The sequence below is a fragment of the Nonomuraea sp. NPDC005730 genome, assembly GCF_040630865.1.
In the GTDB taxonomy this organism is placed as follows: Bacteria; Actinomycetota; Actinomycetes; order Streptosporangiales; family Streptosporangiaceae; genus Nonomuraea.
This window is the reverse complement of record NZ_JBEXYK010000003.1, coordinates 272,081-286,297: the sequence shown is the minus strand read 5'-3', so window position 1 is coordinate 286,297 and position 14,217 is coordinate 272,081. Positions and strand designations below refer to the sequence as shown.

The window sequence follows — 14,217 nt, the reverse complement described above, 5'->3', positions numbered from 1 at the left end:
CGGCGTGTCGCGGGCTGTCCGATTCGCTCCGAAGTCGCGCCTGGTCGGGGCCTTCCTCTGCCGAAGCTCCGATCTACAGGCTCTCACGCCGCGACCCCCACCTCGCACAGGCACGCGATGCCCTTGCCACGGAGTTGCCAGACCCTGACACTCGTGATCACTTCAAGGTGACGACGTCGGGAGAGCTGACGTCGTACAGGGTGGCCTTGCGGCCCAGGAGCGAGACCAGGATGCGGCCTTTCTCCTCCGCCCTGTCGGCCCCGCCCCACAGGACGGTACGGCCGTCGGACAGCTCCAGCGTCACGCCCTCGGCCGAGGCGGCGCGAACCTGCCGGACCTTGCCCGCCACCACGGGCGGCAACGCCTGGACGACCTGGAGCGCCGCCATGGTGGCCGGGTCGCCCGCGGCCGGCCGGTCGACCTTGAGCAACGGCAGCATGAACGGCGACGTGTCCTTGACCTCGATCACCACGCCCTGCTTGTCGATCACCGCGAACCGGCCGCCCGCGGGGATCACCGCGACCGGCTCGCGCTCGACCACCTCGATCTTGAGCGTGCCCGGCCACACCCGGTCGACCCTCGCCGTCGCGAGCTGCCGGATGCCGAGCACGCGCGCCTGGACGTCGGCCAGGTCGACCGTGGCCAGCGGATGCAGGTCGGGCACGGCGGCCTGCTGCTTGATGTGCTCGCTGGTGACTGTGAGATTTCCCACGATCTCGATCGACCGCACGCCCAGCACCGGCGAGAAGAACACCAGCCAGGCGGCCGAGCCGACCACCCCCGCCGTCAACAGCACCAGGAACGCGTTACGCGCCTTCATCGCCCTCCTCGTACGCCGGCCTCGAACGTACGCCGCCGGGCCGCCCGGCGCCCGCCCGCCACGCCCGTACGGCTCAGGACAGGCGCGCCACGAGCTGCGGCCCGAGCTCGGTCACGTCGCCCGCCCCCATCGTGAGCACGATGTCACCCGGACGCGCCCGCCCGGCCACCAGGTCGGGCACCGCCGCCCGGTCGGGGGCGTAGGCCACCCGCTCGGCGGGCAGCGGCACACGCCCGGCCACCATCGCGCCGGACACGCCCGGCTCGGGATCCTCCCGCGCGCCGTAGACGTCGAGCACGATGACCTCGTCGGCCAGCGCGAGCGCGGCGCCGAACTCGTCGGCGAAGAAGCGGGTGCGCGAGTACAGGTGGGGCTGGAAGATCGCGATGACCCGGCCGGTGCCCGAGTAGGAGGCCACCACGTCGCGCGCGGCCCGCAGGTCGGCGGCCAGCTCGGTCGGGTGGTGGGCGTAGCTGTCGAACACCGCGACGCCGCCCGCCTCGCCCTTGGCCTCGAAGCGCCGCTTGGCCCCCGTGAAGGCCGCCAGGCCGTCTCTGATGTCCTCGAACGCCAGCCCCAGCTCGTCGGCCACGGCGATGGCGGCGGTGGCGTTGAGGGCGTTGTGCGCCCCGGGGACGGCCAGCCGCACGTCTCCCCTGCCCTCGATGGAGAACACCGTGCCGAAGCCGTCGGGACGCACGCCGGTCACCCGGTAGTCCTCGCCCCGCTCGCCGTAGGTCCTGACCCGCAGCCCGCGCTCGCGCGCCCGCCCGACCAGCTCGGCGGCGCCCGGATCGTCGGCGCAGACGATGAGCAGCGAGCCCACCCGGTCGGCGAAGCGGGCGAAGCTGTCGTGCACCGCGCGCGGGTCGCCGTAGTTGTCGAGGTGGTCGGCCTCGACGTTGGTCACCACGGCGATGTCGGGGGCCAGCATGAGGAAGGAGCCGTCGCTCTCGTCGGCCTCGGCCACGAACACCCGGCCCGTGCCCTCGTCGGCGCCCAGCCCGGTGGTGACGAGCTGGCCGCCCACGCAGTAGGACGGCTCGGCGCCGCACTTCTGCAGCGCCACGGTCAGCATGGAGGTGGTGGTGGTCTTGCCGTGGGTGCCGGCGATGGCCACACCGGTGCGGCCGGCCATCACCGAGGCCAGCGCGGCGGCCCGCGGGATGATCCGCAGCCCCTGCTTGAGCGCCTCGCCCAGCTCGGGGTTGGAGTCGCGGATGGCGGTGGAGACGACGACGGTGTCGACGTCTCTGATGTGGGAGGCGGCGTGCCCGATGTGCACGGTCGCGCCCAGCTCGCGCAGCTCGGTCACCAGCTCGGAGCTGCGCGCGTCGCTTCCGGTGACGCGGACGCCGCGCTTGAGCAGGATACGGGCGATGCCCGACATGCCCGCGCCGCCGATGCCGATGAAGTGCACGCGGCCGAGGTCTTCGACGGCTACGGGATCGACCAGCTTGACGAGACTCATCGGGCTATCTCCAACACTTTCCTGGCAAGCATGATATCGGCGTCCTTGCGCCCCAGCCGGGAGGCGGCCTCCGACATGACGGCGACCCGTTCGGGGTCGTGGAGCATGGGCAGCACGTTCTGGATGATCCAATCGGGTGACAGGTCGGAGTCGTCGACCATCAGGCCGCCGCCGCCGCGCACGACGCGCTCGGCGTTGACGGTCTGCTCGCCGTTGCCGTGCGGCAGCGGCACGTACGCGGCCGGCAGCCCGACGGCCGTCAGCTCGGCGCAGGTCAGGGCCCCGCTGCGGCACAGCGCGACGTCGGCGGCGGCGTAGGCGAGGTCCATGCGGTCGACGTAGGGCAGCAGCACGTACTGGGGGTCGCCGGGCGGCGGCTCGTGCTCGACGGTGTTGTTCAGGCCGAGCACGTGGAGCACCTGGATGCCGGCCCGGCGCAACACCGGCGCGGCGGCCAGCGCGGCCTGGTTGAGCGACCTGGCGCCCTGCGAGCCGCCGAACACCAGCAGCGTGGGCCGGTCGTTCTCCAGCCCGAACCAGGAGCGCGCCTTGTCCCCCGTGGACAGCCGGTCGAGCGTGACGATCTCGCGGCGCAACGGGGTGCCGATGAACTCGGCCTTGGGCAGCGCGGCGTCGGGGAAGCCGGTGAAGACGTGGTCGGTCAGCCGGGCGCCCAGCCGGTTGGCCAGGCCGGGACGGGGATTGGCCTCGTGGACGACGATCGGCAGGCCCTTGCGCTTGGCCGCCAGGTAGGCGGGCGTGGCGACGTAGCCGCCGAAACCGACCAGGATGTCGGCGCCGACCCGGTCGAGGACGCCCGACACGGCGTTGATCGCCCCGGCCAGCCGGCCCGGCACGGTCAGCAGGCTCGGGGTGATCGCCCTGGGCAGCGGCACGGCCGGCACCAGCTCGAGGTCGTAGCCCCTGGCGGGCACGAGCCGCGTCTCCAGGCCGCGCTCGGTGCCCACGCAGGTGATGCCGACGCTCCGGTCAAGATGGCGCAGCGCGTCCGCAAGGGCGAGCGCGGGCTCGATGTGCCCGGCCGTCCCCCCACCGGCGAGGACCACCCTCATCTCGGTCACTCCCTAACGTCTCACTCGGCCTCTGGACGTACCCCCCAGGCCAAGCCAGCTTAGGCCCCGTGCGGCGGGTCCGGGGCCACGCGCGGCCAAGGCTTCGCGCGCGCCGGGCTCGCGCTTGGCGAACGACAGCAGGATGCCCAGCGCCGCGAGCGTGGGGAGCAGGGACGATCCGCCGTAGGAGACCAGCGGCAGCGGGATGCCGGTGATGGGCAGGACGCCGAGCACGGCGCCCATGTTGACGGTGGCCTGCCCGACGATCCAGGCCACCATGGCGGCCGCGGCCAGGCGGACGAAGCCGTCGTTGACCCGGACCGCGACCCGCAGCCCCGCGTAGCCGAGCAGGCCGAACAGCGCCACCACCATCAGCGTGCCCATCAGCCCCAGCTCCTCGCCGAGGATGGCGAAGATGAAGTCGCTCTCGCCGTGCGGCAGCCAGCTCCACTTCTGGCGGCTGCTGCCGAGCCCGAGGCCGAACCAGCCGCCCGAGCCCATCGCGATCTGCCCCTGCACGGCCTGGTAGCCGGCGCCCTGGGCGTCGGCCCACGGGTCGAGGAAGGCCCCGATGCGCGCCATCCGGTACGGCTCCACCTTGATCATGATGACCGCGGCCAGCACCGCCAGCGCCAGGATGCCGCCGAACAGCTTGACCGGCGCCCCCACCACCCACAGCAGCGCCAGGAAGATCATGAAGAGCACGAGGGTGGTGCCGAGGTCGCGGCCGAGCAGGACCATGACGACCAGGATCGCGGTGCCGGGCATGAGCGGGATCAGCATCTGCCGCCACTCGATCCGGCCCTGCCTGGCCCGCCTGGCCAGCAGGTCGGCCCCCCACAGGACGAGCGCCAGCTTGGCCGGCTCGGACGGCTGAAGGGTGAACGGGCCGAGGTAGATCCACCGCTGCGCGCCCAGCTCGGACTCGCCGATGAACAGCACCATGACCAGCGCCAGCACCGCCAGCGCCATGAGCGGGTAGCCCGCCCAGCGGAAGAACTTCGGCGGCAGGCGCGAGCAGGCGTACATCACGGGCACGCCGACTCCGGCCGACAGCGACTGCTTGATGAACCACGAGAACGGGTTGCCGGTCTTCTGCTGGGCCTCGATCGCGGAGGCCGACAGCACCATCATGAGCCCGAGCGCGAGCAGCAGCGCGCTGCACATGATGATCAGGTAATAGGTCGTCAGCGGCTTGTCGAGCAGCTCCTTCAGCACGGCGCGCTGCTCGCGGACCCAGCTCGCCGGGCCCTCCTGGGCCTTCGACTGCGTCTTGGGCTTGTCCGCGGCCGGACGGGCGCCGGTGGTGCCGGTGCTACTGCTCACGCCGCCGCCTCAGCTCGTGGACGGCACGCGCGAAGGCCTCCCCTCGTGCCGGGTAGCCGGGGAACATGTCGAGCGAGGCGGCCGCGGGGGAGAGCAGCACGGTGTCCCCGGGCGAGGCCAGGCGCGCGGCTTCGGTGACGACGGTGTCCATCACACCAGTGTCTTGGCCCGGGATGTCCACGACGGGGACATTCGGCGCGTGTCGCGCGAGTGCTTCGGCGATCGCCGCGCGGTCGGCGCCCAGCAGCACCGCGCCGCGCAGCCGGGGCGCGGCCCGGCGGACCAGGTCGTCGACGTCGGCGCCCTTGAGCTGACCGCCCGCCACCCACACGATCGACGGGTAGGCGCTCAGCGCGGCCGCGGCGGCGTGCGGGTTGGTGGCCTTGGAGTCGTCGACGTAGTCGACGTCGCCGACCCGGTCGACGTGGGACAGGCGGTGGGGGTCGGGCCTGAAGGCGCGCAGGCCCAGCCGTACGGCCTCGGACGGCACGCCGAGCGAACGGGCCAGGGCGGCGGCGGCCAGGGCGTTGGCCACGTTGTGGGGGGCCAGGGGCCGGATGTCGGCGAACGTGGCCAGCTCTTCGGCCGCCTCGACCGGGTCGGCCACGAACGCCCGGTCGACCAGCAGGTCTTCGACCACGCCGAGCTGGCCGCTGCGCGGCGCCCGCAGCGTGAAGCCGACGGCGCCCTCGTAGGGCTCGGCCAGGCGGGCGCACTCGGGGTCGTCGGCGTTGTAGATCACGGTGCCGGCGCGTTCGTAGATGCGGCCCTTGGCGGCGGCGTACTCGGCCATGGAGCCGTGCCAGTCGAGGTGGTCGGGGGCGATGTTCAGGATCGCCGCGGCGTGCGGGGCCAGGGTGCTGGACCAGTGGAGCTGGAAGCTGGACAGCTCGACGGCCAGGGCGTCGTACGGCTCGGCGACGGCGCGGACGACCGGGACGCCCACGTTCCCCACGGCCAGGGCGTCGAGCCCGGCGGCCTGGAGGATCGAGGTGAGCATGCGCACGGCCGTGGTCTTGCCGTTGGTGCCGGTCAGCGCGAGCCAGGGGGCCGCGTGCGGCGGGCGCAGCCGCCAGGCCAGCTCCACCTCGCCGACGACCTCGACGCCGGCCGCCAGCGCGGCGGCGACCAGCGGGTGGTGCGGGGCCCAGCCGGTGGTGACGAGCCTGGTCGCGCCCTCGGGCAGCACCATCTCGCCGAACCTGGTCTCGACCCCGGCACGGGCCAGCTCGGCCGCGGCGGCGAGCTGCCGCTCACCCTCCACGGCCTCCACGACCACGACCCGCTCGCCGCGTTCGGCCAGCGCCCTGGCCACCGCGGTGCCGGAGACGCCGAGCCCGGCCACGCACGTGAACGTCATGGCTTGGGCATCCACTCGACGTAGAACAGCCCGAGCCCGAGCGCCGCGCAGAGCCCGGCGATCAGCCAGAACCGCACCACGATCGTGGTCTCGGCCCAGCCCTTCAGCTCGAAGTGGTGCTGCAGCGGCGCCATCCTGAACACCCGTTTACCGGTCATCTTGAAGAACCCGACCTGGATCATGACGGACGCCGTGATGATCACGCACAGCCCGGCCAGGATGATCAGCAGGAGCTGCGTACGGGTGGCGATGGCCAGCCCGGCCAGCACGCCGCCCAGGGCCAGCGAGCCGGTGTCGCCCATGAAGATCTTCGCCGGCGGGGCGTTCCACCACAGGAACCCGACCAGCGCCCCCAGCACGGCCGCGGCCACCACCGACAGGTCGAGCGGGTCGCGCACCCAGTAACAGTTGGGCCCGAGCTGGTCGATGCAGTTGTTGCGGAGCTGCCAGTTGCCGATCAGCACGTACGCGCCGAGCACGACGCCGGTCGCGCCGCTGGCCAGGCCGTCGAGGCCGTCGGTGAGGTTCACGGCGTTGGAGAACCCGACGATCATGAACAGCACCCAGATGGTGAAGCCGACGATGCCGATCGAGGGGCCGATGTCGCGCAGGAACGACAGCCGGGTCTCGGCGGGGGTGATGCCGTAGACGTTGGGCTGGCGGGTGATCAGCACGGCGAACACGGCGCCGACGACGAGCTGGCCGAGGGCCTTGGCGCCGCTGCGCAGGCCCAGGCTGCGCTGCTTGTAGATCTTGATGAAGTCGTCGAGGAAGCCGACCGCGCCGAGGCCGGTCATCAGGAACAGCACGAGCATGCCCGACACCGTCGGCGGCGACAGCGTGGCCAGGTGGGAGCCGCCGTAGGCGAGCAGCGCGGCCAGCACGAAGACGATGCCGCCCATGGTGGGGGTGCCACGCTTGCCCAGGTGGGCCTGGACACCCTCCTCGCGGATCTCCTGGCCGTAGCCGCGCCGCGAGAACAGCCTGATCGCCAAGGGGGTCCCCAGCATCGACAGGACCAGGCCCACCGCGCCGGCGATGACGATGTTGATCACTGAGCGGCACCTCCGAGAAGGAGCTCCGCCGTGCGTTCCAGGCCCATCGCGCGGGGGCCCTTGACGAGCACCGCGTCGCCGGGGCGCAGCAGGCCGGCCAGTGCGGCCGCCGCTGCCTCGGCATCAGGGACGTGTACGATCCGGGTCATCTGGGGAGCATATGGCCCTCCGCCACCTGGCGGTCCCGCGGCGGCCGAGGCCGCCGCGTTCGCGCCCTCCAGCACCGGGCCCGCGTCGGGGCCGACGACGACCAGGCCGGTCAGCCCGGAACCGCCCGCCAGCCGCCCCAGCTCGGCGTTGAGCGCCGCGCTCTCCTCGCCCAGCTCGCGCAGCGCCGCGATGACCGCGAACCGCCGCCGCTCCTGCCCCATCACGCCGAACATGTCGAACGCGGCCCGCATCGAGTCGGGGTTGGCGTTGTAGGCGTCGTTGACCACCGTGACGCCGTCGGGCCGGTCGGTGACCTCCATGCGCCAGCGGCTGCGCGGCGTGGCCTCCGACAGCTCCTCGGCGATCGTGGCGACCGGCAGGCCGAGCTCGTAGGCCGCGGCCGCGGCGGCCAGGGCGTTCTCCACGGCGTGCGCGCCGTAGAGCTGGAGCGTGACCGGCGCGGCCCCGGACGGGGTGCGCAACGTGAACGAGGCCCGCCCGCGCCCGTCGACCGTCTCCTGTTCGGCCCTGATGGCCGCGCCCTCGCCGCGCCCGAAGTACGTCACCCGCGCGTCGGTGCGCGAGGCCATCTGCGACACCAGCGGGTCGTCGGCGTTGAGCACCGCCACCCCGGTGCGGGGCAGCGCCTCCACCAGCTCGCCCTTGGCCTTGGCGATGGCCTCCTTGCCGCCGAACACGCCGAGGTGCGCGGTGCCGACGTTGAGCACCACGCCGATCGTGGGCGGCGCGATGCGGGTGAGGTCCTTGATGTGACCGATGTTGCGGGCGGCCAGTTCGAGCACCATGAACCGGGTGTCGACGTCGGCGCGCAGCACGGTCAGCGGATGGCCGAGCTCGTTGTTGAAGCTGCCCACGGGCGCGATGGTCGGGCCCATCCGGCCGGCCAGCCTGGCCAGCAGGTCCTTGGTGCTGGTCTTGCCCGCCGAGCCGGTCACGCCGATCACGGTGGCCTGCGGCAGCGCGGCGGTCTGCGCGGCGGCCAGCTCGGCCAGCGCGACCGCGGCGTCGGGGACGATCACCGCCGGCGCGTCGACCGGCCTGGAGGCCAGGACGGCGACCGCGCCGGCCCGGATCGCCTGCGCGGCGTAGTCGTGGCCGTCGACCCGCTCGCCGGCGAAGGCGACGAACAGCGATCCCGGCTCCACCGCGCGTGAGTCGATCACTACGGGCCCGCGCACCACGGCGCGGGGGTCTGCCATGCCCGACAGGGCGCCCGAGGTTATCTCGGCGATCCTGGCCAGCGGCAACGGGATCATCGGTGCTTCCTGCTTTCCTTGCGTGCGTCGATCGCTTCGGCGACCACCTCGCGGTCGTCGAACGGGATCACTTCGCCTGAGACGTACTGGCCCTGCTCGTGACCCTTGCCCGCGACGACGATCACGTCGCCGCGGCCGGCCCGGCCGACGGCCAGGTCGATCGCGGCCGCGCGGTCGGGCTCAATGATCACATGGGCGCGGTCGCGGGGCGGAACGCCGAGCGCTCCCTCCATCATCGCGGCCAGGATGGCGAGCGGATCCTCCGAGCGCGGGTTGTCGTTGGTGAAAATCGCCACATCGGCCAGCCGGGCGGCGATCTCGCCCATGAGCGGGCGTTTGCCGGTGTCGCGGTCGCCGCCGCAACCCAGGACGATCGTCAGCGTGCCCGCGGTCACCTCCCGCAGCGAGCGCAGCACCGACTCCACGGCGCCCGGCTTGTGGGAGTAGTCCACGAGCGCCTGGAACTCCTCCTCGGCGGAGGTGATGCGCTGCATGCGCCCGGGCACCCCGGTGAGGCTGCCCACGCCGTGCACGGCGGTCTGGAGCGGCACCCCCGACTCCACCAGGCAGACGATCGCGCCGAGCGCGTTGGCGACGTTGAAGGGGCCGGGCAGCGAGATCTGCGCGTCGGCCTCGACCCCGCCGGGGCCGGCCACCCGGAACGCGCTGCCGTCGGCGCCGAGCCGGACCTCCAGCGCCCGCCACTCCGCCTCCGGGTCGCCGAGCGCCGAGAACGTGGTCATCGGCACCTTGGCCCGGTGCAGCAGCTCCCGGCCGTGCGGGTCGTCGATGTTGGTCACGCCGACGCGGCTCAGCTCGGGCTGGAACAGCCTGACCTTGGTGGCGTAGTAGTCCTCGAAGTCCTTGTGGAAGTCGAGGTGGTCCTGGGAGAGGTTGGTGAACAGCGCGACGTCGTAGAAGATGCCGTCGACCCGGCCGAGCGCCAGCGCGTGGCTGGAGACCTCCATGGTGGCCGCGGTGACCCCCTGCTCGCGCATCAGCGCGAACAGGGCGTGCAGCTGCGGGGCCTCCGGCGTGGTCAGCGTGGGCTCGAAGCGGAGGTCTCCGGCGGCGATCTCGACGCCGCCGACCAGGCCCGTCGTGTGGCCGGCCGCCCGGAGGCCGGCCTCCACCATGAAGGTGGTGGTGGACTTTCCGCTCGTGCCGGTCACCCCGATCACCTGGACGTCGTGGGCCGGCTGGCCGTAGACCCAGGAGGAGACCTGCCCGAGCAGCGCGCGCGGGTCGGGCACGATCAGCACCGGCAGGCCGGTGGCCACGGCGGCCTCCCGCCCTGCCGGGTCGGTGAGGACGGCCACGGCTCCGCGCGCCATCGCCTCGGCGGCGAAGGTCGCGCCGTGCACGCGGTTGCCCGGCAGCGCCACGTAGAGATCGCCGCGCTGCACGGCGCGGGAATCGATGGTGACGCCGGTCAGGGCGGCATGGGGCGACCTCGACGTGCCGGAATCGGCGTCGAGCATGGTCGCGAGCCCGGTCAGCGGACGGGGCGGGCTGGTCTTGGGACGCATAGACGACGGGGGACGCACGGCGAGAGCGTACCTTCCCTGCTCACTGTCCCGCGCGCGTACGCACCGGCGGCGCGTCCGAGCCTGTGGGAGGAATCTTCCTGCTCTTGATGGCGAACGTCATCACATCCTTGAAGACGGGGGCCGCGAGCTGGCCGCCGAAATGGCCGTTCTTGGGGTTCTGGAGCACCGAGAGCACCACCAGCCGGGGCGCGTCGGCGGGCGCGAACCCGACGAAGGAGGCCGTGTAACCGTCGTAGCGGCCCAGCTCGGCGTCGTAGCGGTCGGCCGTGCCGGTCTTGCCCGCCACCCGGTAGCCGGGGATGGCGGCCAGCGCGCCGGTGCCCTCGGCGCTCACCGCGGTCTCCAGCATCGTCGTGATCTCCTTGGCCGTCGTCTCGCTCACCACTCTGGTCTGCCTGCCCGCGGGAGCCGGGACGAACCTGCCGGACGCGTCGGTGGTGCCCGCCACGATCTGCGGATCGACGCGGACGCCGCCGTTGGCGATGGTCTGGTAGACGCTGGCCGTCTGCAGGGCGGTCACCGACACGCCCTGTCCGTAGGCGACCGTGCAGCTCTGGCTGCCCGACCAGTTCTTGTAGTTGGGCAGCAGGCCCGCCTCGGCGTTGGGCACGCCGCCCGCCGGGGTGGTGCCGAACCCGAACGCCCTGAGCATCGCGTACAGGCGCTCGCTGCCGACCTTGCGGGCGGCCATGATCGTGGCGACGTTGCTGGACTGGGCCATGGCCTGCCGGAAGGTCATCGCCTCGGGCTTGTGGGCGTGGGCGTCGCGCAGCACCCGGTCGGCGCACCTGATGTTGTCGGGCACCTGGAACACCGTGTCGGGGGTGACCTCCTTGGCCTCCAGCGCGGCGGCGGCGGTGATCACCTTGTTGGTGCTGCCGGGCTCGAACACGTCCGCGGCGGCCTTGTTGACGTAGGAGGACGCGGGGGCCCTGCGCCAGTTGCCCAGGTCGAGCTCGGGCGCGTTGGCCATGGCGATGATCTGGGCGGTCCTGACGTCCATGACGATGACCGCGCCGCTGCTCGCGCCCGACTCGCGTACCTGCTCGGCGACCGTCTTCTGGGCGGCCCACTGGATGTCGCGGTCGATGGTGAGCCGTACGTCCTGGCCGTTGACGGGCGCGGTGCGCTCGCTGCTGGTCATGGGGATGCGCAGGCCGTCGCGGCCGGTCTCGACCCGCTGCTTGCCGTCGCGGCCGGCCAGGATCGTGTTCCTGGCCTGCTCCATGCCGCCCAGGCCGTTGCCCTCGTCGCCGACGAAGCCGATGAGGCTGCCGGCCAGGTCGCCGGCCGGGTAGTCGCGGCGGTAGGTCTTCTTCGCGCTGAGCGCGGGCACGCGGGCCTGCAGCAGGCGGGTGGCCACGACCGGGTCGACGTCTCTGGCCAGGAGCTGGTAGCGGCTGCCGGTCCTGGACAGCTTGGCGGTCATCTCCTCCACGGTCTTGCCGAGCTGCCTGGCCAGGATCGCGGCCACGTTGGCGCGGGCGGCCTCGGGGACCTTGGAGGGGTCGATGGACACCTCGCGGGCCTCCGACGTACGGGCCAGCGCGTTGCCGTTGACGTCGGTGATCGTGCCGCGCTTGGCGGGGATCTCCTCGACGTGCTGGCGCTGGCCGACGGCGGCGGCCTCGTAGACCTTGGAGTCGAGGCCCTGCATCTGGATCAGCCGGCCGGCGAAGATCGACAGGATGAACGTCATGCCGATCAGGCCGATGTTGATGCGCCGGCGCGGGCTGCCCAGGCGCAGCACCAGCGGGGGCCGCGGCGGGCGCGGCGGGGTGGGCGGGCGGCGCGGGCCCCTGGGGGGCGGCACGTCCGCGCCCCGGCGCAACATGCCGCGCTCACGCCCGCGCGCCTGGTCCAGCCCGGAGGTGCGCGCCTGGCCGGACGCCGGACCGCGGGTCTGGCCAGGCCTGGCACCGCGCCCTTGATCGGGCCGGGAGCCCCGGCTCTGGCCCGGCCCTGAGCCGGGCCGCGCCTGCTCGGACCGCGAGCCGCGCGCCGGGTCGGGCCGCGAGCCGCGCCCCTGGTCCGCTCTTGAGCCGCGGGCCTGGTCGGGGCCGGGACCGTCGCCGCGACGGCGCGGCCCCTCCTGCGGCGCCCTGTCCCGGGCGCCGTCGTCGCGCCCCTGGGACGCGCGCCCGCGCGCCCGGTCGCTCTCGTCCCGCCCCTGGGCAGCACGGCCACGCGGACGGTCGTCACCGTCGCGGCTCTGCGAGGTGCGCCCGCGCGGGCGGTCGTCGTCGCCGCGCCCCTGGGAGGCGGCGCGGCCGCGGGAGTCGTCGCGGGAGTCGTCGCGGGGCCGCGTCCGGTCGCCGTCGTCGCGGCGCTGCCGGCCGCGGGAACCGCCGGCGGAGTCGCGTCGGGCGCTGCCGCGCGCGTCGTCGCCGGGGTCTTGGGGCCGGCGACCCCTCAGGTCGTCGTCGAACGGCAGGTCGAACGGGTCGGGCGGGCGCTTGCGCGACGAGTCGTCCGGCGGCGACGGGCGGCCCGCCCCCTCGGAACGGGCAGAGCCCCCTCGCCCCGCCCGCCCCGGACCGCCCGGCGTACGACGAGCGGCGCCGGGCCCTCCGGGAGAGCCGGCGCCGCCGGCGCCGCGGCCGGGACCCTGTCCCCTGCCGCCTGAATCCCTCACCGCTCCGGGACCGCCTGAGCACTCGGGTCGCCCGCGTTGTAGGGCCGCAGGCTCTTGTCCAGGTGGTCGCCCTGCGCCTCGGCACGATCGGCGAGGTTCTGGGGCTGCATCTTGCTGTCGAGCTTCTGCTGGAGCGCTTCCTTCTCCTGCCGGGCCACCGCGATCTCGTCGCGCAGCTTGGCGTCGGTGATGGCGTCGCGGTTGAGCATGATGTTGAGCAGCAGCAGGCTCACCAGGCCGCCGCACATCAACCCGACGACGAGCAGCACGAACGGCGCCCGCTGCCGCTTGGTCGAGGGTCGCCGCGCGGCGGGACGGCGCGCGGGCGCGGCGCTCTCGCCGGGACGCGCGTCGGCCGGCCGCCGGCCGCCGGTGTCAGGACGAGGCCGCGGCTTGGTCTGGTGAGAGACGCCCGGCCTGCGCGTGCCCGGCTTGGGCATGGCGCGGCGGACGGGCGCGACCCGGCCGGTCTCCTGCTCAATCGTCAACGCGGATCCTCTCTGCCGCCCGTAGCCGGGCCGAGGCCGCCCGCGGGTTGCGGGCGAGCTCTTCATCGCTGGGGAGCTCGGCTCCCCTCGTCAGCAGGCGGAACCTCGGCTGGTGTGCCGGTAGCGGGACAGGCAGCCCTGGCGGGCTGGTGTCCTTGGTTCGCGCCGTGAGGGCCTGCTTGGTGAGCCGGTCCTCAAGGGAGTGGTAGGAGAGCACGACGACCCGCCCACCCAGCGCCAGCGCGTCGAGCGCCGCGGGCAGCGCCGCCTCCAGGGCGGACAGCTCCGCGTTGACCTCGATGCGCAGCGCCTGGAAAGTCCTCTTGGCGGGGTTGCCGCCGGTGCGCCTGGTCGCCGCGGGGATCGCGTCGCGCACGATGTCGGCGAGTCTCTTGGTGGAGGTGATGGGCTCCTTGGCGCGTTCCTTGACGATAAGCCCCGCGACCCTCGGCGCGAAACGTTCCTCGCCGTAGTCGCGCAGGATTCGTGCCAGGTCGCCGGCCGGGTAGGTGTTGACCACCCGCTCGGCCGTCAGCTCCTGCTCGGTGTCCATGCGCATGTCGAGCGGGGCGTCGTAGGAGTAGGCGAAGCCGCGTTCGGCCTCGTCGAGCTGCGGTGAGGAGACGCCGAGGTCGAACAGCACGCCGTGGACCGCGGGATGCCCGGCCTCGTCGATGATCTGGGCCAGGTCGCCCGAGGAGGCGTGGACCAGGGTGGTGCGGCCGGCGTAGGGGGCGAGCCTGCGGGTGGAGAAGTCGATCGCGAACGGGTCGCGGTCGATCCCGATGAGGTGCAGGGAGGGGAAGGCGGCGAGCAGGGCCTCGGAGTGGCCGCCGAGCCCGAGGTTGGCGTCGACGACGACCGGCTCCGGCCCCGACAGCGCCGGGCCCAGCAGCTCCAGTACGCGCTCGAGCATCACCGGAACGTGACCGCCCGTGCCTACGTTGTCGTCCATCTCCAACCCCCCCTCTCGCGTCCTGCTCGCGGATGACGCGTATCGATCAATCGTCAG

General features: G+C 73.3%; 11 protein-coding genes. All 11 read right to left on the bottom strand.

What is annotated here, in order from left to right; translation table 11 throughout:
• Nucleotides 1–157: 157 nt before the first annotated feature.
• On the bottom strand, nucleotides 158–820 hold the full coding sequence (locus ABZ444_RS06350) for an FtsQ-type POTRA domain-containing protein (RefSeq protein WP_357993454.1): 663 nt from the start codon (nucleotides 818–820) through the stop codon (nucleotides 158–160).
• 73 nt (nucleotides 821–893) lie between these two features.
• The gene (gene murC / locus ABZ444_RS06345; protein ID WP_357993451.1) at nucleotides 894–2,291 is read right to left on the bottom strand and encodes a UDP-N-acetylmuramate--L-alanine ligase; all 1,398 of its coding nucleotides are present in this window, start codon (nucleotides 2,289–2,291) and stop codon (nucleotides 894–896) included.
• A complete protein-coding gene (murG, locus tag ABZ444_RS06340) occupies nucleotides 2,288–3,364 on the bottom strand; it encodes an undecaprenyldiphospho-muramoylpentapeptide beta-N-acetylglucosaminyltransferase (protein ID WP_352358438.1) in 1,077 nt (358 codons plus the stop codon). Before murG ends, murC begins: the two co-directional genes overlap by 4 nt.
• Before the next feature lie 12 nt (nucleotides 3,365–3,376).
• A complete protein-coding gene (ftsW, locus tag ABZ444_RS06335) occupies nucleotides 3,377–4,582 on the bottom strand; it encodes a putative lipid II flippase FtsW (RefSeq protein WP_357993953.1) in 1,206 nt (401 codons plus the stop codon).
• A gap of 97 nt (nucleotides 4,583–4,679) precedes the next feature.
• Nucleotides 4,680–6,050, bottom strand: coding sequence for a UDP-N-acetylmuramoyl-L-alanine--D-glutamate ligase (gene murD, locus ABZ444_RS06330; protein WP_357993448.1), 1,371 nt, complete (start codon nucleotides 6,048–6,050; stop codon nucleotides 4,680–4,682).
• The gene (gene mraY / locus ABZ444_RS06325) at nucleotides 6,047–7,105 is read right to left on the bottom strand and encodes a phospho-N-acetylmuramoyl-pentapeptide-transferase (RefSeq protein ID WP_357993445.1); all 1,059 of its coding nucleotides are present in this window, start codon (nucleotides 7,103–7,105) and stop codon (nucleotides 6,047–6,049) included. Before mraY ends, murD begins: the two co-directional genes overlap by 4 nt.
• Nucleotides 7,102–8,532, bottom strand: a complete 1,431-nt coding sequence (gene murF / locus ABZ444_RS06320; protein WP_357993442.1) for a UDP-N-acetylmuramoyl-tripeptide--D-alanyl-D-alanine ligase — start codon at nucleotides 8,530–8,532, stop codon at nucleotides 7,102–7,104. The genes mraY and murF overlap by 4 nt, the downstream gene beginning before the upstream one ends.
• Nucleotides 8,529–10,061: a UDP-N-acetylmuramoyl-L-alanyl-D-glutamate--2,6-diaminopimelate ligase gene (locus ABZ444_RS06315; RefSeq protein WP_357993951.1), complete on the bottom strand. Its 1,533-nt coding sequence runs from the start codon at nucleotides 10,059–10,061 to the stop codon at nucleotides 8,529–8,531. Before ABZ444_RS06315 ends, murF begins: the two co-directional genes overlap by 4 nt.
• Before the next feature lie 40 nt (nucleotides 10,062–10,101).
• A complete protein-coding gene (locus ABZ444_RS06310) occupies nucleotides 10,102–12,717 on the bottom strand; it encodes a penicillin-binding transpeptidase domain-containing protein (protein WP_357993439.1) in 2,616 nt (871 codons plus the stop codon).
• Nucleotides 12,714–13,205, bottom strand: coding sequence for a hypothetical protein (locus ABZ444_RS06305; protein WP_357993436.1), 492 nt, complete (start codon nucleotides 13,203–13,205; stop codon nucleotides 12,714–12,716). Before ABZ444_RS06305 ends, ABZ444_RS06310 begins: the two co-directional genes overlap by 4 nt.
• Nucleotides 13,195–14,160 carry a 16S rRNA (cytosine(1402)-N(4))-methyltransferase RsmH gene (gene rsmH / locus ABZ444_RS06300; RefSeq protein WP_357993433.1) on the bottom strand — a complete coding sequence of 322 codons (966 nt, stop codon included), beginning with the start codon at nucleotides 14,158–14,160 and terminating at the stop codon, nucleotides 13,195–13,197. The genes ABZ444_RS06305 and rsmH overlap by 11 nt, the downstream gene beginning before the upstream one ends.
• Between the last annotated feature and the right edge of the window lie 57 nt (nucleotides 14,161–14,217).